The sequence below is a fragment of the Desulfovibrio sp. An276 genome, assembly GCF_002159665.1.
In the GTDB taxonomy this organism is placed as follows: Bacteria; Desulfobacterota; Desulfovibrionia; order Desulfovibrionales; family Desulfovibrionaceae; genus Desulfovibrio; species Desulfovibrio faecigallinarum.
On sequence record NZ_NFJC01000002.1, the window covers coordinates 28,912 to 53,559 of the forward strand.

The 24,648-nt window shown below is 57.4% G+C and carries 24 protein-coding genes; 13 read left to right on the forward strand and 11 right to left on the reverse strand.

Features of this window, described 5'->3' with window-relative positions:
- Positions 1-10 precede the first annotated feature (10 nt).
- From B5F76_RS02145 to B5F76_RS02170, 5 genes are all read right to left on the reverse strand, one after another.
- Positions 11-1,705, reverse strand: a complete 1,695-nt coding sequence (locus B5F76_RS02145; RefSeq protein WP_087350362.1) for an FAD-dependent oxidoreductase — start codon at positions 1,703-1,705, stop codon at positions 11-13.
- Entirely contained in the window at positions 1,702-1,947 is a 246-nt protein-coding gene (locus B5F76_RS02150; protein WP_162608629.1) for a 4Fe-4S dicluster domain-containing protein, read from the reverse strand. Before B5F76_RS02150 ends, B5F76_RS02145 begins: the two co-directional genes overlap by 4 nt.
- A gap of 140 nt (positions 1,948-2,087) precedes the next feature.
- A complete protein-coding gene (locus tag B5F76_RS02155) occupies positions 2,088-3,629 on the reverse strand; it encodes an outer membrane homotrimeric porin (protein WP_087350368.1) in 1,542 nt (513 codons plus the stop codon).
- Between the two features lie 261 nt (positions 3,630-3,890).
- Positions 3,891-5,624 carry an FAD-dependent oxidoreductase gene (locus B5F76_RS02165; RefSeq protein WP_087350374.1) on the reverse strand — a complete coding sequence of 578 codons (1,734 nt, stop codon included), beginning with the start codon at positions 5,622-5,624 and terminating at the stop codon, positions 3,891-3,893.
- 44 nt (positions 5,625-5,668) lie between these two features.
- Entirely contained in the window at positions 5,669-7,342 is a 1,674-nt protein-coding gene (locus tag B5F76_RS02170; protein ID WP_087350378.1) for an FAD-binding protein, read from the reverse strand.
- A gap of 177 nt (positions 7,343-7,519) precedes the next feature.
- Between B5F76_RS02170 and B5F76_RS02175 the strand changes: the two genes are divergently transcribed.
- Positions 7,520-8,512, forward strand: coding sequence for a LysR family transcriptional regulator (locus tag B5F76_RS02175; protein ID WP_087350380.1), 993 nt, complete (start codon positions 7,520-7,522; stop codon positions 8,510-8,512).
- Positions 8,490-9,455, forward strand: a complete 966-nt coding sequence (locus tag B5F76_RS02180; protein ID WP_162608630.1) for a LysR family transcriptional regulator — start codon at positions 8,490-8,492, stop codon at positions 9,453-9,455. The genes B5F76_RS02175 and B5F76_RS02180 overlap by 23 nt, the downstream gene beginning before the upstream one ends.
- A gap of 113 nt (positions 9,456-9,568) precedes the next feature.
- Here the strand turns inward: B5F76_RS02180 and B5F76_RS02185 are convergent, their stop codons facing one another.
- From B5F76_RS02185 to B5F76_RS02205, 5 genes are all read right to left on the reverse strand, one after another.
- The gene (locus B5F76_RS02185; protein ID WP_087350386.1) at positions 9,569-11,044 is read right to left on the reverse strand and encodes an SLC13 family permease; all 1,476 of its coding nucleotides are present in this window, start codon (positions 11,042-11,044) and stop codon (positions 9,569-9,571) included.
- Positions 11,045-11,638: 594 nt separating this feature from the next.
- Positions 11,639-12,412, reverse strand: coding sequence for a 4Fe-4S binding protein (locus B5F76_RS02190; protein ID WP_087350390.1), 774 nt, complete (start codon positions 12,410-12,412; stop codon positions 11,639-11,641).
- A gap of 33 nt (positions 12,413-12,445) precedes the next feature.
- Positions 12,446-13,018, reverse strand: a complete 573-nt coding sequence (locus B5F76_RS02195; RefSeq protein ID WP_144268365.1) for a GNAT family N-acetyltransferase — start codon at positions 13,016-13,018, stop codon at positions 12,446-12,448.
- Between the two features lie 72 nt (positions 13,019-13,090).
- A complete protein-coding gene (panF, locus tag B5F76_RS02200) occupies positions 13,091-14,599 on the reverse strand; it encodes a sodium/pantothenate symporter (RefSeq protein WP_204218295.1) in 1,509 nt (502 codons plus the stop codon).
- Entirely contained in the window at positions 14,592-14,897 is a 306-nt protein-coding gene (locus B5F76_RS02205; RefSeq protein ID WP_087350700.1) for a YhdT family protein, read from the reverse strand. Before B5F76_RS02205 ends, panF begins: the two co-directional genes overlap by 8 nt.
- A gap of 212 nt (positions 14,898-15,109) precedes the next feature.
- Between B5F76_RS02205 and B5F76_RS02210 the strand changes: the two genes are divergently transcribed.
- The 5 genes from B5F76_RS02210 (at position 15,110) to B5F76_RS02230 (ending at position 17,633) form a co-directional block, all read left to right on the forward strand.
- Positions 15,110-15,646, forward strand: coding sequence for a nitroreductase (locus tag B5F76_RS02210; RefSeq protein WP_087350396.1), 537 nt, complete (start codon positions 15,110-15,112; stop codon positions 15,644-15,646).
- 26 nt (positions 15,647-15,672) lie between these two features.
- Positions 15,673-16,218: a flavin reductase family protein gene (locus tag B5F76_RS02215; RefSeq protein WP_087350399.1), complete on the forward strand. Its 546-nt coding sequence runs from the start codon at positions 15,673-15,675 to the stop codon at positions 16,216-16,218.
- Positions 16,219-16,661: 443 nt separating this feature from the next.
- Complete coding sequence (locus tag B5F76_RS14730; RefSeq protein ID WP_087350404.1) at positions 16,662-16,949, forward strand: hypothetical protein; 288 nt, start codon at positions 16,662-16,664, stop codon at positions 16,947-16,949.
- Between the two features lie 82 nt (positions 16,950-17,031).
- Positions 17,032-17,289, forward strand: coding sequence for an AbrB/MazE/SpoVT family DNA-binding domain-containing protein (locus B5F76_RS02225; RefSeq protein ID WP_087350407.1), 258 nt, complete (start codon positions 17,032-17,034; stop codon positions 17,287-17,289).
- Positions 17,289-17,633, forward strand: a complete 345-nt coding sequence (locus B5F76_RS02230) for a type II toxin-antitoxin system PemK/MazF family toxin (protein ID WP_087350410.1) — start codon at positions 17,289-17,291, stop codon at positions 17,631-17,633. The genes B5F76_RS02225 and B5F76_RS02230 overlap by 1 nt, the downstream gene beginning before the upstream one ends.
- Before the next feature lie 4 nt (positions 17,634-17,637).
- Here the strand turns inward: B5F76_RS02230 and B5F76_RS02235 are convergent, their stop codons facing one another.
- Positions 17,638-18,768: an aldo/keto reductase gene (locus B5F76_RS02235; protein ID WP_087350414.1), complete on the reverse strand. Its 1,131-nt coding sequence runs from the start codon at positions 18,766-18,768 to the stop codon at positions 17,638-17,640.
- Between the two features lie 339 nt (positions 18,769-19,107).
- Between B5F76_RS02235 and B5F76_RS02240 the strand changes: the two genes are divergently transcribed.
- From B5F76_RS02240 to B5F76_RS02265, 6 genes are read left to right on the forward strand one after another with little or no spacing between them, the layout of a single operon-like run.
- Positions 19,108-19,722 carry a recombination-associated protein RdgC gene (locus B5F76_RS02240; protein ID WP_087350416.1) on the forward strand — a complete coding sequence of 205 codons (615 nt, stop codon included), beginning with the start codon at positions 19,108-19,110 and terminating at the stop codon, positions 19,720-19,722.
- Between the two features lie 32 nt (positions 19,723-19,754).
- Entirely contained in the window at positions 19,755-20,279 is a 525-nt protein-coding gene (locus B5F76_RS02245) for a hypothetical protein (RefSeq protein ID WP_087350419.1), read from the forward strand.
- Positions 20,280-20,285: 6 nt separating this feature from the next.
- Positions 20,286-21,311, forward strand: coding sequence for an ABC transporter permease (locus B5F76_RS02250; protein WP_087350422.1), 1,026 nt, complete (start codon positions 20,286-20,288; stop codon positions 21,309-21,311).
- A gap of 10 nt (positions 21,312-21,321) precedes the next feature.
- On the forward strand, positions 21,322-22,152 hold the full coding sequence (locus tag B5F76_RS02255) for an ABC transporter permease (protein ID WP_087350703.1): 831 nt from the start codon (positions 21,322-21,324) through the stop codon (positions 22,150-22,152).
- A 2-nt stretch (positions 22,153-22,154) separates the two neighbouring features.
- Complete coding sequence (locus B5F76_RS02260; protein ID WP_087350425.1) at positions 22,155-23,840, forward strand: DNA repair protein RecN; 1,686 nt, start codon at positions 22,155-22,157, stop codon at positions 23,838-23,840.
- A gap of 13 nt (positions 23,841-23,853) precedes the next feature.
- Positions 23,854-24,567 (forward strand): DUF3592 domain-containing protein, encoded by a 714-nt coding sequence (locus tag B5F76_RS02265; protein ID WP_162608632.1) that lies wholly within the window; start codon positions 23,854-23,856, stop codon positions 24,565-24,567.
- Positions 24,568-24,648: the final 81 nt, after the last annotated feature.

A 24,648-nucleotide genomic window follows, 5' to 3' on the forward strand; every position in this document is an offset into this window, starting at 1 on the left:
ATGTTATTTTCTATTGCTTTCCGAAGGTGAAGTTGTCCTGATAGTAGCGGGTGACCGGGAACCTGTACTCTTCGAGAGGCACGCGCACGCGGTAGAAGTCGGGCTCCATGCCCTCTCCCTTCTTCAGGCACAGCCAGGCGAGCTCGTTCTCGTTCCTCGTGGGATAGTCCTCGCGGAAGTGCCCCGCGCGCGTTTCCCTGCGCTCTAGGGAGGCCTTCACGTACATGAGGCTCACAAAGGCAATTGCGCGGGTCTCCAGGACCTTGAGCAGATAGTGCGGATCCTCGGCAGCCATGGCAGGCACTTCGTTCTCGATGATGCTCACGAGTTCCCTTCTTGCGCGCTCAAGACTCTCCTCGGTCTTGATGATGGACACATCGTAGGGGAAGACCACGGACTGGATGTGGCGCAGCACTTCCTTGAAGTGCAAACCGCTCTTGCCAAGGGGAGCGAACATGCGCTCGAACTCGGCTTCCACATCCGTGTCGGGTGTGGGGGCAGGGGTGTCAGCCAGAAGCTCTGCTGCGTTTTCTCCAGCCATGTAGCCCAGCACAGAGGTGGTCATGAGGGCAAAGCCGCCTGCATAGACGCCGGGCTCGGTTGACCTGGCAGTGCCTGCAGCCAGAAGGCCGGGGACTGCGGTGTTGCCGCGGGCGTCCGCGCGGATGCCGCCGTAGGCCACGGTCATCTGCGGCACCCATTCGGTGGAATCGTGGAAGAGATCCAGACCCAGGGCTGAGAGCTTGTCGTAGTTGAGTTTCTGCCAGCCGTTTTGCGGGCGCAGCAAAATGAGATTCTCGTCCTTGATGTTGCTCAGATCAAAGGTGATGGGACCGCGGCCCTCACGCACTTCCATGGCCATGGCAATGGTCGTGTAGTGGGGGTCCGTGTTTGCGCCAAGCACTGGCGAGTAGCGGTCCATGATGGGCTCGCCCCTGCCGTTCACAAAGCGTGCACCAAGGGGCATGAGCACTGTCTGGCCTTCCCAGCCGAACAGGCGGGGCATGTTCCACACCCTGGCAAATTCCATGTTCTGCAGATGCGCGCCTGCCTCGTAGGCCATCATCATGGTCTCGCCTGTGGGGGTGTTCTTGCCGTAGGAGGTCTTCCAGCCACCCATGCCTGTGGCGGCAATGACTACCTTGGCATCAAAGCGGTGCCTTTCGCCCGTGATGCAGTCGAAGCCAAGGGCGCCGCAGACGCGATCTCCCTGACGCAGGAAGGCGCCGAGCAGAATGCGGCCCATGCGCTGCACCTTCATCTTCTCGAGCTGCTTTACAAGGTTCTTCACCATGAGCTCGCCGCCGCGACCTTTAAGCTGGGCAGGGTAGAGCTTCACGTGATCGAGGCCGCGCTGGCGCACGAACTTGCGCGATCCGTCCTCCATTTTGAAGAACTCGCAGCCGAAGCGCTCATAGTCTTCGAGACGATCGCGGGAGCGCGTGAGGATCTCCTCCATGAGCTTCTGGTCGCACAAACCGTCAAAGTAGTAGACAAAGTCCTGTATCCACTCATCCACGGTGTCGGGATCAAGCACAGCCTCGAAGTCGCCGCCGGCCATGGTCATGAGGCCGCCCCAGTCTTTTGGGCCCTTGTCCACTATGACTATCTTCGCTTCGGGATTCTTTTGCGCGCAGCTGTAGGCAGCCCACAGGCCTGCGGAACCGCCACCAAGAATGAGGACATCGCAGCTTGTGGTCTTCATTGGGCACCTCCGCCAAGAGCTCTGGGAATGTTGGGAAAGACGGGGGGAAGTTCTTCCCTGAAGGGATGAACGAAGATGGCGCCGGAGGGACACAGGCGCTCACAGATGTAACAGGTCATGCAATCGTCGCCGTAGGCGATGTAGGCCTTGCCGTTTTCGTCGAGGCGCAGTGTGTCGAGGGGACAGTGGGAAACGCAGGTTCCGCAACCCACGCACTTGTCGGCATCTATTCTCTCGATCATCGTTGGAGTTCTCCTCATGGTTTGAAAAAAAGGGACATGGCCCTTGCGTGTACACGAAGACCATGCCCCCCGGACTGACCGGTTCCCTCTCGGGCAAGGGGGACCTTGAGGAAACCCGTCATGACTGCATTGAGACAGTATTAGAAGGAGTAGATGAAGAGCACGCTTACGTTCCAGGCGTCGTTGATTTCCTGACCTTCCAGGGCATGACCCCACACGTCGTCGGACTTGTCGAGCCACATGGCAACGTAGCTTGCCTCCACGTTCACAGAGAAATTCTCGTAGATCTGGTACTGGTTGAGCAGACCCACTTCCATGGCGTAGTCGCGGGTGGTGAGGTACATGTTTTCGCGGCCGACCACATTGGTGCCCTGGGCACCGGTCTTGTGCGGCAGCATCGGGGCGCCGAACCTGTGTTCGTACTCCTCAAGAATACCGGGATCGTTGGTACCGCCCATGAGGCTGATGTGGAAGGTGTGCTTGAGGTCTTCCAGGAAGGACATGTTCTTCAGCCTGAAGCCCACGCCCCAGGTACCGTTGAGGTTGTTGCCTATGATACGGTCACGTTCAAGGCCGTTGATGTCGGGACCGATGAAGGTGCCGGAGAAGCTCGCCACACCGTAGTCGTTGCTGATGGTGGGCAGGCGCTCGGAACCGTTGCCCATGTTGTCGTCGTCACCGGAGGCATACCAGCCGTAGAGGCCGAGTGTCACCCAGTCGAGCTTGTACTCGAGGAGCAGGGCGCCCAGCCAGCCCTGACGGTCCAGGGAGCTGTCCTCATAGTTGACGGAACCGTACATGAAGTCCCATGCCACGCGGAAGGGATCCCAGTAGGTGATTTCGCCGCTCAGGCCGCCCCACCAGGCAGTGGCATATTTGTCAAGGCTCAGGCCCTTCGTATTGCTGACTTTGTCGGCGGCTAGGGGAAGCAGACCGGAACGGGTGTAGTGGCCGTTCACGCCATTGATCCCTGCTTCGAAATATCCCTTGTCATTTCTGTAGACGTTGGGACCGATGGCTGCAAACATGCCCCAGGGAGTCAGGCGGAAACCGTCAAAGCGCAGGGGAATGACAAGACCTGCCATATCCATGTTGTCCATGTAGTTGGCGTAGGGGCTGGAGGTTCCTTCACCGGTGAAGTTGTCGTTGTAGGGTCTGGCCCAGAAGGCGGTCACGGAGACGTTGGGATTGAAGGTGTAGCTGGCCGTGATGGCTGCCACGTCGGACTGGAAGACAGTCGGGCCGTCCATGGCCATGTAGGGCAGACCAATGCCCTGCAGGCCCATGCGCAGCTTGAGGGCCGTGTTGGGCACCATCCAGTCGATGTAGGCGCGTTTCACCTTGACGATGTTCTGGTCACCGCCAAGGGCCATGCCGTTTTGTCCGTTTGTGGCCTTGCCCCAGATGGCCTTGCCTATTTCGAAGTAGACCTGGCCGGAAAGGTTTTCGCTGGCAACGGCATCAAGGATGATACGAACGCGGGACCTGGCCTCGAATTCGTCTTCACTCGGATCATAGCCTGTGCCCTTGCCGGAAAAATTGCCATGTTGACCATACTGGAAGCTGGCGAGCCAGACGCCCTTGGCCTTGAACTCTATGGCCTCGGAAGGCTGCGCACAGGCGAGACAGATGCCTGCGGCAAGGAAGAGGCAGGAAAGTTTTCTGAAGAATTTGGAACGCATGCCTTTTTTCTCCCTGGGTTGCATCGGGAACCTGCCCCACAAGCGCCTTTTCCCTGGCCCTGCCCGGTTTTTTGGACATGTGTTGCCTGACCCCCTGCCGGCAAAGCTTTTTTTTGCATTGCCGGCAGGGGTCCAGTGGAGGACGCGATGTTTGGAGGCAGGGTATTTCCCTGAACGCTTTGGTGTGAGTTTTTGGCGCTGCCCCGGGCTGCCGGCCTGTTGGCGGCCCGGGTATGCTTTGGTGCGCCTGATTTTTTTTGGTTAGACCTGCATGAAGAGCGGAAAGCTGAAGCCTATGGCACCGCAGGGGCAGCTGGTGCGGCAGTTTGCGCAATGCCAGCATTCCTCGCCGTGGCACACTTCGGGACGCTCGCCCGGATGCTTGCCAAGACGGCTTTCGATACCTTCCTGGCCTTCCGCATAGGGCTTGAGCTCAAGCACAAAGCCCGGGCAGTCGTCCACACAGGTGCCGCAGGCCTTGCAGTGGCCGCAGTGCATGCAGCGGGCCGCTTCCCTCATGGCCTGTTCCCTGTCAAAGCCCAGGTTGAGTTCCGAGAAGGCCTTGGCGCAGGCATTGAGTGCTTCCTGCTCCTGAGCGGCGGTCTCGTACTGATCGCTGCCGTAGATATCCTCGTACTGGACAATGTAGGGATCCTTGTCGGAGCCCATGGCGTCACAGGCCGAGATCTCGTTGTTTTTGTTCAGGGCGTAGACGCGGGAGTGGGTGCCGGTCAGCATCTCATGGGCTGCAAAGGCAGCCTTGCGGCCGTCGCCGATTGCCCTGGCAAAGGAGGAGGGGCCTGCGGATACGTCGCCTGCGGCAAAGGTCTTTTCGAGGCTGGTCTTCTGGCTTTCGTCCACCACGATCCAGTTGCGGGGAGTCACGGCAACCTTCCTGTCGCCAAGGAAGGAGAGGTCGGTCTTCATGCCCACGGCAAAGATGACCGTGTCACAGGAAAGTGTGTGGTCGCCGTTTTCCTTCTTTTCGAGGTGGAGCTTGCCTGCCTCGTCGAAGCTGCATTCCTTCACTTCGAAGTACTCGACAGCGCTGACCTTCGAGCCCTTACACTGTATGGCCTGCATGGTGCAGGAATTGTGGATCTGGACACCTTCCTTTGCTGCCAGGACAAGGTCGTCCTCGGGAGCGCGCATCTCGCCTTCCTTCTCAAGGCAGATAACGTGCACTTCCTCGGCACCCAGGCGCTTTGCAGTAAAGGCGCAGTCGAAGCCTACGCCGCCACCGCCCATGACAACGACCTTCTTGCCAATCTTGCCTGTGTTGAGGCCAAGGGCAGCCTCGCGCAAAAATTCCACGGCCTTTACGGCCTTGTCGGCATTGGAAATGGGCAGGCTGTTTTCTGCGGGAACACCGGTAGCTAGGATGATGGCGTCGTAGCGCTGCTCGATTTCCTCCATGGTGATGTCCACGCCAACCTTTGTGTTCACGCGGGCACGCACGCCGGCCTCAAGCACAAGGCCTACCTCGCGGTCCACCACATCCCTGGGCAGGCGGAAGTTCGGCACACCATAGCGGGCAACGCCGCCGAGCATGGGATTGGCCTCGTAGATGACCACCTCATGGCCGAGCAGGGCGAGGTAGTAGGCAGAGGCAAGGCCGGCAGGGCCGCCGCCAATGACTGCCACCTTCTTGCCGGTAGCGGGGAGGTTTTTGAAAAGACAGGTGCTCTTTTCGGCAAAAGCCTCTGCTGCGCGCTCAAGGGCGCGGATGTTCAAGGCACTGTCCTTCTCCTTCCTGTTGCACACGTCCATGCAAAAATGCGGGCACACGCGGCCGGTGATGCCGGGGAAGGGGTTTTTGGCGCGCAGGTAGCGCAAGGCTTCCGTGAATTCGCCCTTTTCAATCAGGCTGTGCACCTTCTGGATGCTGTTGCCGATGGGACAGGCGTGCTCGCAGGGAGAGGTGCGGAACTGCTCTTTCAGCTTGGGACCGAGCACCACGGGTCTGGTGATTTCGCGGCTATATCTGGGGGGCATGATTACACTCCTTGAAAAACTAATCCATCACTGCACGCAAGGTCCTACAGAAGCGGAGCCTTGCCCCACTGGAAGCGGGGACCGTTCTCCGTGCGAATGACAAGCAGGGGCTTTGCCATTTCCGGATTGAGCTCCGGATAGTCGCGCAGCTTGTACACGCATCTGCCGGTTTCCTTGCGCTCCATGGTTGCCTGGATGGCAAGTTCGCTCACCGTGAGGATTTCGTGGGCCTCGTGGCAGCGCATGAGTTCGCGCAAAGTCTCGGCGTGCAGCCTGCTGCTCTGGGAGTTGAGGAACTGGATCTTTTCAAGGGCTCGGGCCATGCCGGCCATGCTGCGGCGAAAGCCCATGTAGTAGCACATGACGTTGCGCACGGCCTGCTCGATTTCCTGGTACTTGACGCCTTCGGCAGGATCCACGCGCATGGGAGCGAAGATTTCTTCCTTCACCCTGGCAGCGAGTTCCTCGTTGACCTTGCCAAAGCCCGTGATGCCCTGTGCGCGCATGCCTGCCTGACGGCCGGCCTCGTAGCCGCCGCACATGGCGCCGGAGCAGTAGAGGAAGACGGATCCGCAGAAGAGGTTGGGAACCGAGGTCTCGAACTGATCGTTCACGGCAATGGCGCCGCCGAAGATGAGTTCGCCGATTTCCACTTCCAGAAGCTTGTGCTGGAAGTCCGTGCCTGTGCATTCGGCCCAGTCGTTGAAGGTGGCCTTGTCGCCTGGCATGAGCACGTACTGCAGCTCGTGGACCACGTCTTCGTCAACATGGCGCATGTCCATGTAGAATGGCGGGCCGGACCCCTCCATCTGTTCCTGGAAGGTGCCCTGGATCTGGTTGTTGCGCACGCCGTTTTCCATCATGGGGTCGTATTTGCCCATGAAGCGCTCGCCAAGGGCATTGATTTCGTGGGCACCAGAGCTGTTGATACCGTTCATGCCGGGACAGCCGTAGCCCTTGGGCAGCATGGTAGCGCGCTGGTAGGTGTCGAGTTCGGTGACAGCCGCGCCAGCGTCGTAGCCCAGAACCAGGCCACCGGAGGTGTTGTAGGGGTACTGCCACACGTTGAAGGGGTTGTGGGTGCTGTTGTCCGTGCTGCGGGTGGCGGAACGACCCTGGGCAGAAACAACGCACTTTGCCTTGACGATGACGAATTCGCCTGTGCGCACGTTCCAGCCAAGGGCACCACATGCCTTGCCGTCGTCCACAAGGATCTTGACAGCCATGGTGTAGTCAAGGCTTTCAACGCCGGCAGCGCGAACAACGCGGGCCATGGCGCGCTTGATGGTCATGCCGTTGGAAATGTGTATCCACCAGTGGCCGGGCTGACCGAAGCCCTGGGTGCGCAGATAGGTACCGTCTGCCTTCTTGCTGAAGCCCACTCCGGCCTTGCCGAGCTTGTCCAGGAAGTAGCGCATGTGGTTGTACCAGCCCTCGCGCAGCATGGTGGGGGTATAGCCGTTGAGCGGCTTGGCGTAGAATTTGATGAGATCGTCAACAGTGTCAAAGGGTGCGCCGGGTTCGTCCAGGACAGCCATGTAGTGGTCGTTGCCACCGCCGATGGCACCACAGCTTTCCAGCTTTCCCTTGTCCATGATCACGACATCAAGGCCCTGATCGCGGGCGCCAAGAGCCGCACCACAGCCGGAAGCGCCGGCACCAATGACCAGTACGTCAGTTTCTACCAGTGTACCGAGAGGGTGTTTGCTTGTCTTCATATGCAGTCCTTCGAAAAAAGTCAGATTGCGTCAGCGGACAGATGTGCCGGAGCGTGGGCAACGACTGGTCCGGCACCTTGTGAAAAAAACTTCATGCAAAAGACGCTGTATTGTCAAATCAATAAAAATGGACTATTGTTTGAATACATCAAACAATAGCAAAACAGGAGAGACGCCATGATACCCGAGCTCAACGGTGACTTTCTGCAGTGGCTGCGCGGTTTTTATTATGTTGCCAAGACAGGGAGCGTGCGCAAGGCTGCCGAACTCATGCACAGGAATCCCTCGACCATCAGCTACCAGCTCAAGTCCCTGGAGGAAGAGCTCGGCACCGTGCTCTTCGATCGCTACAAGAAGAGTCTCATCATCACGGGCGAGGGCAAGAAACTCCTTGGCTGGACCATTTCCACCTTCGAAACATTGCAGAGCATGCGCTCGGCAGTGGGCTCCTCGAACGGCCAGCTTCAGGGAGATATAGTCTTTGGCGCGACGCTACCCGTGGCTGTCCTGGCAGCTCCTGCCATATCTGCCTTCCTGAAGGAGCACCCCGCGGTCAACGTGCGCCTTGAGCGCCATCTCAACATAGGTGTCATCAAGGGTGTGAAGGAATCGCGCTACGATTTCGGCCTCACTGGCCTCACCACCCTGCCCAAGCTCGACAAGTTCGACATCTTCCTGAAGGCAAGGCCTCTTCTTGTCATGCGCAGGGACAACACCTGGAATCTGCCGCCTGTGCCCACAGCCGAGGATCTGGAGCGCCTTCCCTATGCTGTCTTTGAGCCCGATGATACAAGTCAGGTGTACCGCCCCCTGCACACGACAGCCAGACAGTTTCAGAAGAACGTTGCCATATCGCTGAACAACTACCATCTTGTCATGCAGTTTGTGCGCGCAGGCCTTGGTGTGGGCATCATGGACGCACTGTGCTACAGGGCCACCATCTTTGGTTCGGACTGGAGCACCATTACCTGCTATCCCCTGGATCATCTCCTGCCCAACGTGCTTTACGGCATCCTCACACGCAGGCACAAATACCTTACCCCTCAGGCCAAGGCGCTCATGGATGTCATACGCGAGCACTTCCTGCGCCTTGCGCAAAAGCCCCTGGATGTCATGGAAGACGTGCCCGAAGCAGGAGGGGGCAGACATGATACCGGAACTGAGTGGTGACTTTCTGCAGTGGCTGTGCTGCTGCTGCTTCTACTACATCGCAAAGAGCGGGAGTGTGCGCAAGGCGGCAGAAATACTCGACAAGACCCCTTCGACCATAAGCTATCAGCTCAAATGCCTGGAAAACGATCTCGGTACTGTGCTCTTTGACAGGTACAAGAAGAGTCTCATCATCACAGGCGATGGCAAAAGGCTTCTGGACTGGGCTATCACCATCTTCGAGACCCTGCAGGGCATGCGCTCCTCAGCGGGAACGTCGGATGAGCATTTGCAGGGCAAGATAGTTCTTGGCGCCTCCCTGCCCGTGGCAGTCCTGGCTGCTCCGGCCATAACCCGCTTCCTCGCGGACAACCCCGACGTCCATGTGCGCGTCGAGCGTCAGCACCACACAGCCGTAGTCAAGGGTGTCAGGGAATCGCATTTCGATTTTGGCCTCACCGGCCTGACCGTTCTTCCCGGAGAGGGCGATTTCGACATCCTGCTCAAGGCGCGCCCCCTTCTTGTCTTGCGCAAAAGCGATGCTTCCTCCCTTCCGCCAGTGCCCACAGAGGAGGATTTGCAGGGGCTTTCCTACATTGTCTTTGACGCGGATGACGGCGACCCAAGTTTCGGTCTGCACAGCAGGGCCAGACGGTTTCAGAACAGGATCGCGGCAACCATCAACAACTATCACCTCATGCTGCATCTTGTGCGCGCGGGTCTTGGCGTGGGCATTGTGGATGAGCTCTGCTTCAGGGCCGCGGCCTATGGCACTGCCTGGAGTGACGTTGCGACCTGTACCTTGGATCATCTTCTGCCAAACGTTCTCTACGGCATACTCGTGCGCAAGAACAAGTTTCTTTCCCCGCAGGCAAGGGCGCTCATGCGAGTTTTGCGCGAGCATTTTTTGCGTCTTGCTGCAACTCCCTCGACCGGCTGGAGCAGGATCTTGCGGGAAGCTTAAAGCAAACACCGCTAAAAAAGGGGCAAATCCACAAGGATTTGCCCCTTTTTCGAGGTAGTCTCACGCTTTTGCGAGAGGAGTGGTGGCAAGTTTCCTTGCCGTACGAATGGACTCTAGAAGAGGATGTTGCCGAGAAGAACCGTCACGACAGCAGTCACTGCGTAAATCATGAGCAGGACAAGGGGGGCCGTCTTCCAGATATTCTTCGTGTCGGACCAGTCGTTGCCGTGGAGCAGGGCCGCGCTGGCAGAGGCTGCGGGCGTCAGGAAGGCGTAGTGCACGTTCATGACGATCATTATGAGCGGAATTTCCGGCGGAACACCGGTGGCCTGGCAGTAACTGTTCAAAATGGGCATGAAGGCGACACCAACCGCACCGTTATTCATGACCTGGGTGAGCGCCATGGCCGCAAAGCCGATGAAGAGGGCGAAGAAGAGCGGGCTGCCGCCGGAGATCAGCGGATCAAGCACCTGCATGAGGAAGGGCGTAATACCGCTCTCTGGCCTTGCCATGGCACCGGAAAGGGGCTGGACCAGGGCGAGCAGAAGCACGATGCCCCAGGTCACGCCGGAGTCGACCATGATCTTGAAGTTGAGCAGGGCCTTGCCGTCCACCTTGATGGCTGCCATGATGGTGACAAGCAGGACAACGATACCGGTATTGCCTATTGCCTTCAGGAATCTGGTCACAAAGAAGTCCTTCGGCAGGAAGTTGGGTGCGAGAAGCAGGGCGACGAGGAGGATGAGGAAGAACAGGATGACCTTCTGAGTCTTGTTGAGAACAAGGGAGCCTTCGGTGTCAAGCTTGTTGACATCAAGATCTACCAGCCTGGACATGTCGGGGCGGAAGATGTAGCGACTCATGAGCACGAAGAAGATTGCAGCAAGGATGCAGACCAGGATGGCAATGACCATGTACTTGCCATAGTCGATGCCCACGCCGGCCATGGTTTCGTAGGCGGAGAAGACGGTCAGGGGCACCTGCTTGAAGGGAATGATGGACATGCCGACTTGGGCCGCAAAGACAATGCCGAAGACCATCATGGTCGGATAGCCGTCACCCTTCTTGTAGCCGCACAGTTCGCACACGCCGTAGAGGATGCTCCAGCCGATGATGGCAGCAGGCGAGGCCGAGGTCAGGCCGCCGAGCAGGAAGATGGAGCCCAGGAAGGTGAGGGTGAAGATCCAGGGGCGTCCCTTTACGAAGTTGCGGGTGATGAACCACAGGGAGATGAATCTGGAAAGTCCATAGTGGCTGATGGTCGCGCAGAATACGAAGATGAAGAACATCATCTGCACGACAGGGTCACCAAAGCTCTTGTTCAGCAGCATCATTGGCTTGTAGCCACCTATGAGCATGAGGGCCAGAAGGCCGGCAAGGGAAGGCCACACGATCTCTATGAAGATCCAGCCATAGAGTACGCCAAAGAAGATGCCGATGAGATTCATGCCAAGGGGCGTGAGCGGTTCCAGAGGCGGCAGCTGGCCGAATGCGAACATGATGAACAGACAGATTGCCGTATGCAGATAGTACATGGGAGCGTTGAAGCTCTTCTTTGCAGGGGTTGCCTTTGCTTGTGTTGCAGCCATGAGAGTTTCCTGTTGGGGCTTTTTTTGTGCCCTCAGTGACTATTGCCCGGAAAGAGGGTATCGCGGCTGTCCGCTTCCCGTGAAAACCTTTTTTCCGTGGCCTGGGTCTTGCCCGGTTGTGCCGACTGTTGCCCTGATCGGCTTGCATTTGTGAATATTTTGTTAAGCTACCTGCAATTATTTTGTCTATTCGATAAAAAAGAAGAATTGTTCGATTTAACTAAACAGTTTGAAAATCGACCTCTCCAGTGGGCAAAAATTTCTCTTGCCTGTAACACACGATACACATTGAGGAATACTGGAAACAGTTCCCTTTCGCCTGGGCTTTCAGGTACGCTTTTTTACCTTTTTCGTGCCATTGGGAAAAAATGTGGCAAAATTTATAGTATGACAAAATTGAATTTCTTTTTCAATTGTTTTTCTGGCGCATACATGCCTGTTTCCCCGAATATGTTCCCTTGCGCTCGCCATGGAACAGCTCGGGTATTGTATAGCAGAGAACTTGTGAAATGTTTCCTGAACAGATGGCGGCAATACTGCCCGGGCACAAAAAAAGGCCCCGAAGGGCCTTCGGGAAATTGTAATGGTGCAGGCTTAGCCGGGGAAGAAGGTTTCAGGCGTGCGGTATGCCGCGCAGCGCTGCTCGAAGCCTGCACGCGCTCCCTCGTATACGGCGCTGTGGTAGCCGCGTGCTCCCGTGGGACAGACCTTCATGCAGGCACCGCAGTTGATGCAAAGCTCGGGCCTAGCGGTCACGCGGATGTTCTCCTTCTCGATGGCGTGAGTGGGACAGATGTCCGCGCAGGCGCCGCACTCCGTACAGGTGTCGTCCGCGTCCGGCTTGAAGGGCAGGTTGATGGCAATGTCCGCGTTGTAGGCAGGATCCCCGGGAACCCTGACCTCTGGACAGGAGTCCTTGCCGAAAAGCCTTGCGCACTGCACACCAAAGTCCGCCATGGCCTTTCTGTCCTCTTCGTCCGGCCGCCCCTTGGCGACACTGGTGAAGATGGAGTGCTCTGCCACAAAGGCCCCGGCTGCCACAACATGGAAGCCCTGCTTCTTCAAAAGGTCCTTCATCTGCAAAAGGGCGTTGTCGTAGTGGCGGTTGCCGTACACAGCTGCAATGACAGCAGGTGTTTCGTCGCCCTGCAGGTTTTTCAGCATCTTGGCGCACAGTTTGGGAATGTAGCCTGCGTACACAGGCATGCTGAATAGCAGTCTGTCCTCCCTGGCAATGGCCATGGGTTCGGTACAGGGCTTTTCAAGCCAGTTGCAGGATACTGTTTCCATGTTCATGCCCGAGGCAATGGTACTGGCACAGGCCTGTGTGGTTCCCCTGGCGCTGAAGCAGATATTGTAGAGCTTCATGGTGCTTCTCCTTTGCTTGTGTGATTTTGCCGTTCAGTCGCTTGCCTCTTTCAGAATGCGGGCTACTTCGTCCCCATTGAGGCTCTGTACCGGCACAATGGCTTTGGGTGCCGCATCGTCGTCACAAAGATCGAGGCTCAGCCAGACAACGTCGTGCCATTTGCCGTTCTTGTAGCCGGCACGTTCAAACAGCGCCGACTGCCTGAACCCGAACCTTGTGTGCAGCGCAATGCTTGCCTTGTTGGGAACGGTTATGCAGCCCAGGGCCACGCGATAGTTTTGCAGGCGCAAAAGGGCCAGGGTTGCGCTGTAGAGGCGCGTTCCCGTTCCCCTGCCCACACTCTCCCTGTCAAGGTAGATGGAGAGCTCCGTGTTCCACTGGTAGGCCCTGCGCTCCCAGGGGCAGTGGGCATAGCAAAAGCCAGTGACCCTGCCGTTGTCCGTGCTCACAAGGCAGGGATTTTCCTTCTGGATGGACGCGAGCCTTGCCGCATACTCCTCTTCGGAGGGCAGGGTGTATTCGAAGGTGATGGGTGTTGCCATGTACTGGGCGTAGATGGCGCGGATATGGGGATAGTCTGCCATGGTGGCAAGACGACAATTCATATTCTTGTGTCCTTTGCTTGTGGTTGTGAGCCATTCCTTTGCACAAATGATGCTCCCCGGCAAGGGTCGCCATCAGCTTTCCTTTCTTTCTCCACAGGCAAAGTAGCAGGCGAGAACCTCCCTTTCCACAGGCCTTCCAAAGTGCGTACCAAGAAGGAAAAAGGCAAGGGAGAAGGCTATGCCTATGACTATGGGGTGCAGGTCAAGGGGCCGTATGCCAAGGGCCATGGCAAGACAGTAGGAGAGGGTGCCTCCGAGAATGGCCCAGATGGCTCCGCTTCTGTTCGCCTTCTTCCAGAACATGCCCAGCAGAAAAATCCACAAAAAGGCGCTTTCAAGGCCGCCGAAGGCAAACATGTTGATCTTCCAGATGACACTCGGCGGATCAACGGAGACAAGGAAGCTGAAAAGCCCCAGAGCCAGGGTAAAGCCCTGGCTGATACAGGTGACCCTGCGCGTGGACACTTCTTCCCTGCGTTGTGCCTTTTCGTGCAAGTAGATGTCCTTCACAATGGACGAGGAGGCTGCCAGAAGCAGGGAAGATATGGTGGATATGGTGGCCGCAATGGGGCCTATGATGCAAAAACCTGCCACAGCCGGGGACATGGAGGCAATGAGGATGGGGATAATGTTGTCTATGCTGTTGCCGTATTCCGAAAGATCCCCTGTGAGAACACCGGCAGCGAGCACGCCAATGAGGTTCATGCCGATGTTCATGGCGCCGATAACTACTGTTCCTATAATCATGGCCCTATGCAGCGCCCTTGTGCTCTCGTAGCTTAGGCAGCGCACAGCGGACTGTGGCAGGGCAATGACGCACAGGCCCACCAGCACCCACTGGGAAATGTAGAGACTCACGGGCATGTTGCCTGCGGAAAGGGGGTCGAGCAGCTGGGGGCTGTGGCTCGAGATCCTCTCCATGATGGCGGCAAAGCCGCCCCCGTTGTGCAAAAGGCCTGCCAGAAGGACCACCATGCCGATGAGCATGAAGACGGCACACACTGCGTCCGTGACAGCCACGCCGCGAAAGCCGCCCACAGTGGTGTAGACAACGACCGCAAGCCCGAAGATGGCGAGGCCAGCCAGGTAGGGAAGTCCTGTCACAGCCTCGAAGAGCTTCGCGCCACCCACGAATTGCGCAACCATGGTCGCGCACATGAATATCACTATAATGATGGCCGAAAGGGTCGCCAGAAGATCGGACTGGTAGCGGTGGCGTATGATGTCGATGATAGTCACTGCGTTGATCTTCCTGGCTGCCACGGCAAGCTTCTTGCCGAGTATGCCCAAAAGCAGGATGAGCATCGTCACCTGCACCACGGACATGTAGATCCAGCCAAAGCCTATCTCCCAGGCCTGCCCGGGACCGCCCACAAAGCTGCTGACAGAGCTGTAGGTGGCCACAGTGGTCATGGCAAGGACAAAGCCGCCCAGGCTGCGCGAGCCTATGAAGTACTCGCCAAGCCAGCCGCTGCTGCTCCCGGCGCGGCCAAGGTCCGCAGCCCTGCGCAAAAAGGCGCTAATGAGCAGCATGGCTGCCATGAAGAGTAGCACGGGAAGGAGCACAAGAAACTCATTCATGATTCCTGTCCTCCACTCTGTTGCAGGATTGGGAAGACGCGCCGTCCCTTTGCTGCCCGGGTTTTTCCCAGTCGAAGTTCCTGAAAACGCGCGCGACAAGCCACACGGAAAGAGCTATGGCAAAAAGCCAGGTGCCGATGCAGCCCGTGATGGCCCACAGGGGGAAGTGGAAGACGGTAATATCCAGACGGCTGACCCCGAATCCCGCCACTATCCAGAAGAGGATGATGGCAAGAGCCGCAAGTCCGGAAGCTTTGGCTTCCCTGTCTATCTGCCGCATCTTGTCCTCGTGATCCATGTGCCTGCCTCCGTATCGTTTTCCGTCCAAAGCAGTCCCAAGCGTGGACGGTTCCATGGCCGGGCATATTTGCACAGCGCAAGACTGTGCACAAGTGCGGATATCCGTGCGCATGGTAGCCGGCCTTGCCAGACGCATCAGAGTTGCTATCTATTGGGTACTTTTGCAAGACTGCTCCGGGCCCCGGGCCCGGACACACACGGAGGAAACTCATGGAGAAGAACGATATCATAGAGGCCATGGTATCCAGGCGGAGTATCCGCAGCTACAAGCCCGACATGGTCCCCCAGGAGATAATCGACGAGATTATCCGGGCAGGGACCTATGCCGCCAGCGCCAGGGGCAATCAGTCCACCATCATCATTGCAGTGACCAACAAGGAAGTGCGTGATCGTCTGTCTGCCATGAACTGCAGGATTGGCGGCTGGAAGGAGGACTTCGATCCCTTCTATGGCGCGCCTGTCGTGCTCATTGTGCTTGCAAAGGTTGCCGATCGCCCCAACCGCGTCTACGATGGAAGCCTTGTCATGGGCAATCTCATGCTGGCCGCCCACTCCCTTGGCATCGGCAGCTGCTGGATACACAGGGCAAAGGAGGAGTTCGAGTCCGAGGAGGGCAAGAAGCTTCTGAAGGATCTGGGCATCGACGAGGAATACGAGGGCATCGGCCACTGCATCCTGGGATATCCCGCGGGTGACCTTCCCAAGACCCCCGAGCGCAAGGAAAACAGGGTCTATCATATCGACTAGTTCCAGGAAATCATTGGAGAAAAACAATGAAAAGAGAAATCATTGTCACCGACTACGCCAACGAGATCACCGCTGCCATCCCCAGAGGTGTCCTTGTAACCACAAAAAACGGCGACAAGGTCAATTGCATGACCATTGGCTGGGGTACTCTGGGCACCATGTGGTCCATGCCCATGATGATGATCTACATAAGGGAAGGGCGCTTCACAAGGCAGATGCTCGATGCATCCGGCGATTTCACATTGAATGTTCCCTTTGGTGATGCAAATGTGAAGAAGATCACTGCCTATTGCGGGGCAAAGAGCGGGCGCAATACGGACAAGGTAAAGGACCTCGGCCTGACACTTGTGGAATCCGATCTTGTGCAGGCTCCCGGCATCGCGGAACTGCCCCTGACCCTGGAGTGCAAGGTGCTCTACAGGCAGTTGCTCGACAAGAATGCCGTGCCCGAGGAGATCAAAAAGGCCATGTATCCCGAGCATGTGGACAGCTCCAATCCCATGGCAAACTGCGACTACCATTATTGCTACTACGGCAAGATCCTGAAATCATACATAATCGAACAGGAATAGATCTGTAGGCTTGGCAGAAGTCTTACCGATACATACCACAAATATTCAACAATTGCTCATGGTTGGGATGGAATGCCATACAGGCAAGAACCATTGAGCGAACAGGGGCGTCCTCTGGGTAGAGGGTGCCCCTGACTTGTCCTGGAAGAAGTGCAACCAAGAGGCAATGTCCTGGAAGAGAATTGAGAGAGACAGGTCGGACGGGGAAGGGCAAGGCACTTGATGCTGCAGAAAGAGACTTTGCCTCAGCACAACAGCCTGGTCGTTGGTGATGCCGGATACGTCAACGTAATGAGAGTCTTGCGGCGTGCTCATAATGTCCCATGGCGTGATATCTTACACAATATCTCATTGGGAAATCCCGTGTGTCGGTGGCTGGCGGGGCAGTATGGGGGAGACACCCTTCCAGGCGCAGACAGAATTAACTTAACATAATTACCATTATGGGACATTTAGATAACGGGCTTGTGAGAGAGGATTTCATGACTGCCCGCGTGTCTGTTCATGTCCAATCATACGCCATGGTCTTTGTGAGCTCCCATGGCATCGTATCATTATCCATGGGAATCATGGACAGTATCGGCTTGCGCCACTGTGAGCCCATGGCAACGACGGAGTCTGTTAGGAGGTGCCCCGGGGATGAGAGTCAGCCGCCCTATCCCGCTGTGCTCCCATGGTGCAAGGACGTTCCGAGCGATGTTGTCCTTGAGATAGAAGCCGCACAGAACTGATCGAATACTCCCTGGATCGCACAATCCTCTTGCTATCTTGGAAAACTTAGTTATATATAAATATAACTTTTGGAGGATCACTATGTATACAAGTACTTTGAGAAAGGTCGGTGGTTCGACGATGCTGGCTGTTCCTCCCGCAATTCTGAACCTCCTGCAAATGGAATCAGGGGCGAGAGTCAGCATGGTCGTGGAGTCCGGGCGACTGATTATTGAGCCGAGCCCAAAGAAGAAGTACAGCCTGCAGGAATTGCTGGCCCAATGCGATGCTTCCGCACCATTATCTGATGACGATGCCGCATGGACCAGCTCAAGTGCCATGGGTAAGGAGCTTGTCTGATGCAGCGCGGTGACATCTATCTTGTGAGCCTGGATCCTACTGCCGGACATGAACAGCAAGGAACTCGCCCGGTGCTGATTGTGTCTCTCGGGGAGTTCAACGCATACACACAGGTTCCCATTGTTTTGCCAATCACCAGCGGTGGAAACTTTGCCCGCACCGCAGGATTCGCCGTATCACTTGATGGATGTGGCACTCGTACTACAGGGGTGATACGCTGTGATCAGCCCCGTGCTTTAGACATGAAAGCACGGCACGGCAGACGTTTGGAAAGTGTCCCCCCTGCCATTATGGAAGATGTCCTGGCCAGGTTGGCAACCATTCTCGGCTTTTTTGCAAAATAGAGTCCTACCCTTCTCCATTGATGCCGAAGGTCGCGCAGACCCTCTTCAGCTCATCGCGAATGTGGATGTGCTGCGGACAGACTTCCTCGCAGGCACCGCACTGCAGACATTCGTCGGCTCGCTTGCGCTGATGCATGGTCACAAGCCAGTTTTCCTGATGCCTGGCTGCTGCCATGTTGCCGTACATGGTAAGATAGTTCATGGCCGTGAAGGAGCCGGAAATGCCGATATCTCCTGGACAGACCTCGGCGCAGTAGTTGCAGGACGTACAGGGGATGACCGGAATGCGCGCAAGGGCTTCTTGGGCCTTTTCTATGGCCTGTTCCTCCTCCCTGCCAAATCCGGCAAAGGATTGCATGCAGGCTATGTTGTCGTGCACCTGCTCCATGGTGCTCATGCCCGAAAGCACCACCATGACACCGTCCAGATGCGCAGCAAAGCGCAGTGCCCAGCAGGCTGCGGAACGGTTGGGAACAGCTGCCTCGAAAATATCCATTACGGATGCCGGCGGATTGGCAAGCATGCCGCCCTTGACAGGCTCCATGACAATGATGGGCTTGCCGTGCCTGCGGGCGACCTCGTGGCAGCCACGGGACTGGACCACCGGATTCTCCCAGTCCGCGTAGTTCAGCTGCAGCTGCACAAAATCCACTTCCGGATGGGCGTTTAAAAGTGCTTCCAGCTCCTCCGGGATGGAATGGAAGGAAAAGCCCACGTTGCGGACAAGGCCCTCACGCTTCTTTTCCTGCGCAAAGTCCCAGATTCCGAAGTCGTCGTAGGCTTTGGTTCTGTGTTCGCCAAGATTGTGCAGAAGATAGTAGTCGAAGAAGCCGGCACCTGTCCTCTCAAGCGAGGTGGCAAGCTGGGCCCTTGCCTCTTCTGCGCTCTTCACGCGCCAGGCCGCGACCTTTGTGGCAAGCTGAAAGGACGATCTTGGGTGACGTTTGACCAGGGCCTCGCCAACTGCCTCCTCGCTGCCCGGATAGGACCAGGCCGTATCAAAATAGGTGAAGCCTGCCGCAAGGAAGGCATCGACCAGAGCCTTGGTCGTTTCGATGTCTATTGCCTCGTCCTTTCTTGGCAAGCGCATCATGCCGAAGCCGAAAGTGTGGCTCAACCGTGTATCAGGGCTCATGGCGACCTCCTGTCAGGGCTCCTGTTCTGCCCGAAATTGTGCGAAATTGTCTGATTCGCAGAAAAATACTCCTTTCTCCCTCTTCTGGCAATTTTCCAAAAATGCATTGCCAATGCCCCTCAAGGGCCTGTTCACGCTCTTTTTTCCGGGTCCCGACTGTGGCCGCCGACAGGCCTTTCCAAGAAGAGGTGACAGGATGTTTTCCTCAAAAAGACAAGATGTTAGCTTGTGTTACAATCATGGTGCCAGCATCCTCTCGGGGCTTGCCAGAGAGGGACCTAAAACGGTAAACATGGCTTCTTCTTTCACATCAACTTGGAGCTACCATTCGGAGTTACCATGGGTTTTCTGAACGCATCCAGCAGCTTTACCCGCTTTTCCATTGTCGACCCCGTGCCCGAGCAGCTGTGGGCCGACATCCCGGATCTGCTCAAGAAGGGGGCTCTTCTCGACATAGACGAGCTGCCCGAAATGGAGGCAAAGGGGTGGACCTGCTTCGACGACTACCTTGACACTCAGTGGGTGACGGCCTCTCCCCACAAGGGCGAGTACCTGGCCTTTACCCTGCGCATAGACACACGCCGCATTCCGGCAGGCGTCATCCGCAAGCACGTGACCCTGGCGCTCAAGAAGGAAAAGCTCGCCAACCTTGCCCAGGGCAAGACCTATATCTCCAAGGAGCGCAAGAAGGAGATCAAGGAACAGGTTACCCTGAGGTTGCGCCAGCGCTTTTTGCCTGTGCCTGCGGAAATCAACGTGGTCTGGAGCATACGCAAAAACGAGGTCTGGCTTGCGTCGGTGCAGAACAAGGTCATTGAGCTCTTCATGCAGCTCTTTTTGGACACCTTCCAGCTGCACCTGCAGCAGCTCACGCCCAGTGCCCTCGCGATCCAGCTCATGGGCGAGGGGCAGGTGGAGACCATTGACCGCATAGAGGCGACAGTTTTCGCCTAAAGTTTTGTTTTCGCTTATATCAAGGATAGACAATGAGCTTTGACGAAAATACTCCGGACAACATTCTGGGACAGGAATTTCTGACCTGGCTGTGGTACCGCTCCGACTCCAATCCCCAGGCCTTCACGGACACGGATGGCACCCCCTTTTCGGTCTCTCTCGAACAGCGCATCACAGTCGAGGGCGGCCAGGGCGAGGAGCGCGAGACAACAGCAGTCTCGGGCGCCCTCTCCCCCCTGCGCGAGGCGCGTGTGGGCCTTGCCACAGGCAAGAAGGTCACAAGGGCCCTTCTGCTCATGAGCAAGGAGGAGATGAACTTCTCCGTGACCCTCAAGGCGGAAAGCTTTGCCATGGGCTCCATGAAGACGCCCAAGGTGGAAAAGCCCGAGGAGGACGACGATCCGGACGCAGTGTTCCTTGAGAAGATCTTCCTCATGGAGACAGGTGTCCGCCTCCTGGACTGTTTGTACAAGAGTTTCCTGGAGATCAGGCTGGACGAAGAGGCCTGGGCGAAGGAAGTTGCAAACATCCACTCCTGGACGTTCAGGAACGAGTAGTCCGCCATGGCAGGGAAGACAGGCAGGCGCAGGGAGCTCTGGGTGCGTCTGACACGAAAGCTTGTGTGGATGCTCCTGGTTCTCTGGGGCATTACCATCATAAGCTTTCTGGTCATACACCTGGCTCCGGGATCGCCCACGGACATGGAGACCACGCTCAATCCCCTGGCAGGCGAGGCAGCGCGCAAGCGCCTTGAGGAGCTCTACGGGCTCAACAGGCCATTGTACGTCCAGTATCTGGACTGGCTCTCGCGCATCGTGCGCCTGGACTTCGGCATCTCCATGTCGGCAGACGCAAGGCCTGTCATGGACAAGATCCTGGAGAGGCTGCCGCTCACGGTGGGCATGAATGTGACCTCCCTTGTGCTGACCCTGCTCATTGCCGTGCCTGTGGGCGTCTTTTCCGCTGTGCGCCGCAACTCGTTCGCGGATCGCGTGCTCACTGTGCTGGTCTTCATAGGATTTGCCATGCCCTCCTTCTGGCTTGCGCTCATCCTCATGATGTTCTTCGGCATAGAGCTTGGCTGGCTTCCCATGTCGGGGATCACCTCCTTCGGCTTTGAGGCGCTGGGCCCCCTGGAAAAGGCCATCGACATTGCAAAGCACCTTGCCATGCCGGTTGCAGTCTACACCCTGGGGAGCCTTGCAGGCATGTCGCGCTACATGCGCGCCTGCATGCTCGAGGTCATGGAGCAGGACTACATGCTGACTGCCAAAGCCAAGGGCCTGCCGGAATCTGTGGTCCTGTGGCGCCATGGTTTGCGCAACGCCCTGCTTCCGCTCATAACCCTGCTCGGCCTCTCGGTACCCGGGCTTATAGGCGGGTCCGTCATCATAGAGTCCATCTTTGCCCTGCCCGGCCTTGGGCAGCTTTTCTACGCGGCTGTCATGGCAAGGGACTACACGCTCATCATGGGCAACCTTGTCTTGGGTGCCGTGCTGACCCTTGCCGGCAACGTGCTGGCAGACTTCTGCTACGGTCTTGCGGATCCGCGCATCCGTACTGCACCTGTGTCGGGAACAAGGGGGTAGGACGATGACCATGACAAGACTTGGGCGTGTGCTTGGCCGCAACATCATGCTGATTCTGGGCCTTGTGCTTGTGCTCGGCATGTCCCTGGCTGCACTTTTTGCCCCCCTGCTCGCGCCCTTTGACCCGAACGAGCTGCACCTGGACGACATCCTGCTTGCCCCCTGCGCAACCTACCCGCTTGGCACGGACAGGCTTGGCCGCGACGTGCTCTCGCGCCTGCTCTACGGGGGCCAGGTTTCCCTGTGGGTGGGCTTTGTGGCTGTCGGCATAAGCATAAGCATTGGCACTGCCCTGGGGCTTGTGAGCGGCTACTTTCGCGGCATAGCGGACGAAATCATCATGCGTGGCGTGGACGTCATGCTGTGCTTTCCCTCGTTCTTCCTCATCCTGGCTGTGGTGGCCTTTCTTGAGCCGAGCCTCACCAACATCATGGTGGTCATAGGACTCACCTCGTGGATGGGCATAGCGCGCCTTGTGCGGGCGGAGACGCTGTCCTTGCGCGAGCGGGACTTTGTGAGCGCTGCCAGGCTTTCGGGTGTGTCAACGAAGAACATATTGCTTCGCCACATATTGCCCAATGCCCTGGCGCCTGTGACCATTACGGCCATTCTGGGGATAGGCGGAGCCATTCTCACGGAATCTGGCCTGAGCTTCCTTGGCCTTGGGGTGCAGCCGCCCCAGGCGAGCTGGGGGAACATGCTGATGGAGGGCAAGGCAGTCATTGAGGACGCGCCCTGGCTCTCGCTGTTCCCGGGCCTTGCCATACTGCTCACTGTGCTTGGCTACAACCTGCTTGGCGAGAGCCTGCGCGACATGCTGGATCCAAGACTTGGACGGTGATTATGCTTGAGTATCTGCGCATAAAGAACCTTGCGCTCATAGAGGACATGGAGCTCGAATTCGGCAGGGGCATGAACGTGCTCACTGGCGAGACGGGCGCAGGCAAGAGCTTTATTTTGAAGGCCCTGGGATTTTTGCTTGGGGACAGGCTGAAGAGCGACATGGTCCGAGCGGGTGCGGACAGGGCCCATGTGGAGGCTTTGTTTCGCCTTGAGGAGCCTTTGAACACCGAGGGTCTCGAGGGGAGCGACGAAGCGCTGGAGTGCCCGGACGGGGAGCTCATTTTGCGCAGGGACCTTCTGGCCTCTGGGCGCAGCAGGCTTACAGTCAACGGTTCCCTGAAGCCTCAAGGGTATGCGAAGTTTTTGCGCGAACAGCTCATTTCCTACACAAGCCAGCACGGCCAGCAAAAGCTCTTGCAGGCAGGATTCCAGGACGCGCTCATGGAGCAGACCATGGAGCGGCAGGATCTGCTGGACGAGCGCGACGGGCTCACACACAGGCTTTCGGATCTGCTTGCAAAGAGGCGCGCCATAGAGGAAAGGCGGGCAAGGCTTCTTGAGATGCGCGATCTTCTGGAGATGCAGCAGACCGAGATAGACAAGGTGGATCCGAAACCTGGCGAGGAAGAGGAGCTTGAGGAGATACGGCAAAGGGCGCGCAGGCTGGAGGAGTCCACAAGGGAGTACGACGCGGCACTCGGGATGCTCTACGGCTCGCGCTCTGGGGGTGGCCTTCTGGACGGCTTTGGCGATCTGTTCAGGCTTGTGGAACACATGGCAGAGCTCGATCCGAATCTTGCTCCGAGTGCGGAGGCGCTCTCCTCGCTCAACCAGGAGCTGCAGCAACTGGCCTCGACCCTGCGCCATCCGCCAAGGCCGGACGATCTGCCAGAGGACATAGAGCAGGTGGAGGCAAGACTCTACGAGATATCGAAATTGAAGCGCAAGCTGCGCAGATCCTTGCCGGAAATCCTGAACCTCAAGAACGAGATTGAGGAGAAGATTTCCTTTCTCGACGTGTGCGAGCTGGACATCAAGAACCTGAAGCGCCAGGAGGCTGAGCTTGTCGAAAAGCTTAAGGATGTGGTGGAAAGGATACGTCCCATACGCCACGCCTCGTGCGAGGTTTTTGCCAGGGCGCTTGAGGGCGAGCTGAAAGGTCTTGGTTTCAACGAGAACGTGCGCGTCATTCCGGATTTTCGTCCGAAGAAGCTTTGGGAGGGCGTGGAGGACGAGACGGTGCGCATTCTCTGGGCCCCGAACCCGGGCCAGCCTGCCCAGCCTCTGGACCACATTGCTTCTGGCGGCGAGCTCTCGCGCTTTTTGCTGGCACTGGCAGGTGTGGTGCACCCTGCCCGCAACGCGACCTTTATCTTCGACGAGGTGGACAGCGGTGTTGGCGGCGTGACCCTGAACCATCTGGCCGAAAGGCTGGATCTTCTGGCAGGCAGAAGACAGATGCTGCTCATCACCCACTGGCCGCAGATTGCGGTCAGGGCCGGCAGGCATTTCCAGATCTCCAAGGTAGTGCGCGAGGGCAAGACCTACACCTTGTGCGCGCCGCTGCACGGGGCTGACCTGCATGGGGAGCTTGTGCGCATGGGCGGCGGTGGTGACCAGGGTGAGGCTCTGGCAGCAGCACTTGAAAGAGGTCTTGCGCACAGGGAAGAGACAAAAGCAGGATAGGCGGGAGTCGGGCATGTACGTGGACAGGGAAAGGGTTCGTGCCAGAGCCAAAAGACACAACAGGGTCTTTATCCTCATATTTGGCTGGCTCTTTGCCATCCTTGGGCTTGGCCTCATGTGCGGTGGCGTCTGGATGGCCCTTGAAGGAGTGGAGTTCAGGAAGGGGGCGGACACGACCGAGGCAGTCATCCTTGCCATGCGGGGCAAAACCAGAGAATCCCTGGGTATGCCCCATGTGCGCTATCACGTTGCCGGGAAGACATACGAGGCAACACTCACCTCGGCATCCGGGGACATGCGGCCGGGCATGGTGATCGATGTTCTGTACGCCAGGGACAATCCGGAAGATGTGCGCCTTGCTGGCAGTGATGGCCTCTTTTCGGGAGTTTTGCTCTTCATGGGGCTTGTCTTTGGTGGCATGGGCACACTCTTCCTGGTGGTGAGAAAGATACGCGAGAACAGAATCGACAGACTGACAGCTGCTGGATACTGCGTTGAGGCAGAGGTAACGAACATTGAGCTGGACGAAGAGCAGTATGCCAATGGACGCCACCCCATCATTTTGAGCTGCCGCTACGTGGACCCGAGCGGCAGGGTGTATCTCTTTCGCAGCGGAGATGCCTGGTACGACAGCCACGAGATAGTGCCGGGGAAGAAGGTGCGGGTCTACATGGAGCGCACAAGGCCCTCGAACTACTACGTGGATGTGGAGAGTGTCATAGGGTAGCCTTGATGTTGTTTTCTGTATTTTCGGAGTTTTGCGGCCTTGCGTTTTGTGTTGCGCAAAATGGGTGAAAAAGATAGCTTG

What these genes read in the sequence shown, in the direction of transcription:
- B5F76_RS02145 (WP_087350362.1), bottom strand. Translation starts at nt 1,705, where the DNA reads ATGAAGACCACAAGCTGCGATGTCCTCATTCTTGGTGGCGGTTCCGCA.
- B5F76_RS02170 (WP_087350378.1), bottom strand. Translation starts at nt 7,342, where the DNA reads ATGAAGACAAGCAAACACCCTCTCGGTACACTGGTAGAAACTGACGTA.
- B5F76_RS02265 (WP_162608632.1), top strand. Translation starts at nt 23,854, where the DNA reads ATGTACGTGGACAGGGAAAGGGTTCGTGCCAGAGCCAAAAGACACAAC.
- B5F76_RS14730 (WP_087350404.1), top strand. Translation starts at nt 16,662, where the DNA reads ATGGGACATTTAGATAACGGGCTTGTGAGAGAGGATTTCATGACTGCC.
- B5F76_RS02175 (WP_087350380.1), top strand. Translation starts at nt 7,520, where the DNA reads ATGATACCCGAGCTCAACGGTGACTTTCTGCAGTGGCTGCGCGGTTTT.
- B5F76_RS02240 (WP_087350416.1), top strand. Translation starts at nt 19,108, where the DNA reads ATGGGTTTTCTGAACGCATCCAGCAGCTTTACCCGCTTTTCCATTGTC.
- B5F76_RS02255 (WP_087350703.1), top strand. Translation starts at nt 21,322, where the DNA reads ATGACAAGACTTGGGCGTGTGCTTGGCCGCAACATCATGCTGATTCTG.
- B5F76_RS02150 (WP_162608629.1), bottom strand. Translation starts at nt 1,947, where the DNA reads ATGATCGAGAGAATAGATGCCGACAAGTGCGTGGGTTGCGGAACCTGC.
- B5F76_RS02180 (WP_162608630.1), top strand. Translation starts at nt 8,490, where the DNA reads ATGATACCGGAACTGAGTGGTGACTTTCTGCAGTGGCTGTGCTGCTGC.
- B5F76_RS02225 (WP_087350407.1), top strand. Translation starts at nt 17,032, where the DNA reads ATGTATACAAGTACTTTGAGAAAGGTCGGTGGTTCGACGATGCTGGCT.
- B5F76_RS02250 (WP_087350422.1), top strand. Translation starts at nt 20,286, where the DNA reads ATGGCAGGGAAGACAGGCAGGCGCAGGGAGCTCTGGGTGCGTCTGACA.
- B5F76_RS02230 (WP_087350410.1), top strand. Translation starts at nt 17,289, where the DNA reads ATGCAGCGCGGTGACATCTATCTTGTGAGCCTGGATCCTACTGCCGGA.
- B5F76_RS02195 (WP_144268365.1), bottom strand. Translation starts at nt 13,018, where the DNA reads ATGAATTGTCGTCTTGCCACCATGGCAGACTATCCCCATATCCGCGCC.
- B5F76_RS02165 (WP_087350374.1), bottom strand. Translation starts at nt 5,624, where the DNA reads ATGCCCCCCAGATATAGCCGCGAAATCACCAGACCCGTGGTGCTCGGT.
- B5F76_RS02210 (WP_087350396.1), top strand. Translation starts at nt 15,110, where the DNA reads ATGGAGAAGAACGATATCATAGAGGCCATGGTATCCAGGCGGAGTATC.
- B5F76_RS02205 (WP_087350700.1), bottom strand. Translation starts at nt 14,897, where the DNA reads ATGGATCACGAGGACAAGATGCGGCAGATAGACAGGGAAGCCAAAGCT.
- B5F76_RS02155 (WP_087350368.1), bottom strand. Translation starts at nt 3,629, where the DNA reads ATGCGTTCCAAATTCTTCAGAAAACTTTCCTGCCTCTTCCTTGCCGCA.
- B5F76_RS02215 (WP_087350399.1), top strand. Translation starts at nt 15,673, where the DNA reads ATGAAAAGAGAAATCATTGTCACCGACTACGCCAACGAGATCACCGCT.
- B5F76_RS02235 (WP_087350414.1), bottom strand. Translation starts at nt 18,768, where the DNA reads ATGAGCCCTGATACACGGTTGAGCCACACTTTCGGCTTCGGCATGATG.
- panF (WP_204218295.1), bottom strand. Translation starts at nt 14,599, where the DNA reads ATGAATGAGTTTCTTGTGCTCCTTCCCGTGCTACTCTTCATGGCAGCC.
- B5F76_RS02190 (WP_087350390.1), bottom strand. Translation starts at nt 12,412, where the DNA reads ATGAAGCTCTACAATATCTGCTTCAGCGCCAGGGGAACCACACAGGCC.
- B5F76_RS02245 (WP_087350419.1), top strand. Translation starts at nt 19,755, where the DNA reads ATGAGCTTTGACGAAAATACTCCGGACAACATTCTGGGACAGGAATTT.
- B5F76_RS02260 (WP_087350425.1), top strand. Translation starts at nt 22,155, where the DNA reads ATGCTTGAGTATCTGCGCATAAAGAACCTTGCGCTCATAGAGGACATG.
- B5F76_RS02185 (WP_087350386.1), bottom strand. Translation starts at nt 11,044, where the DNA reads ATGGCTGCAACACAAGCAAAGGCAACCCCTGCAAAGAAGAGCTTCAAC.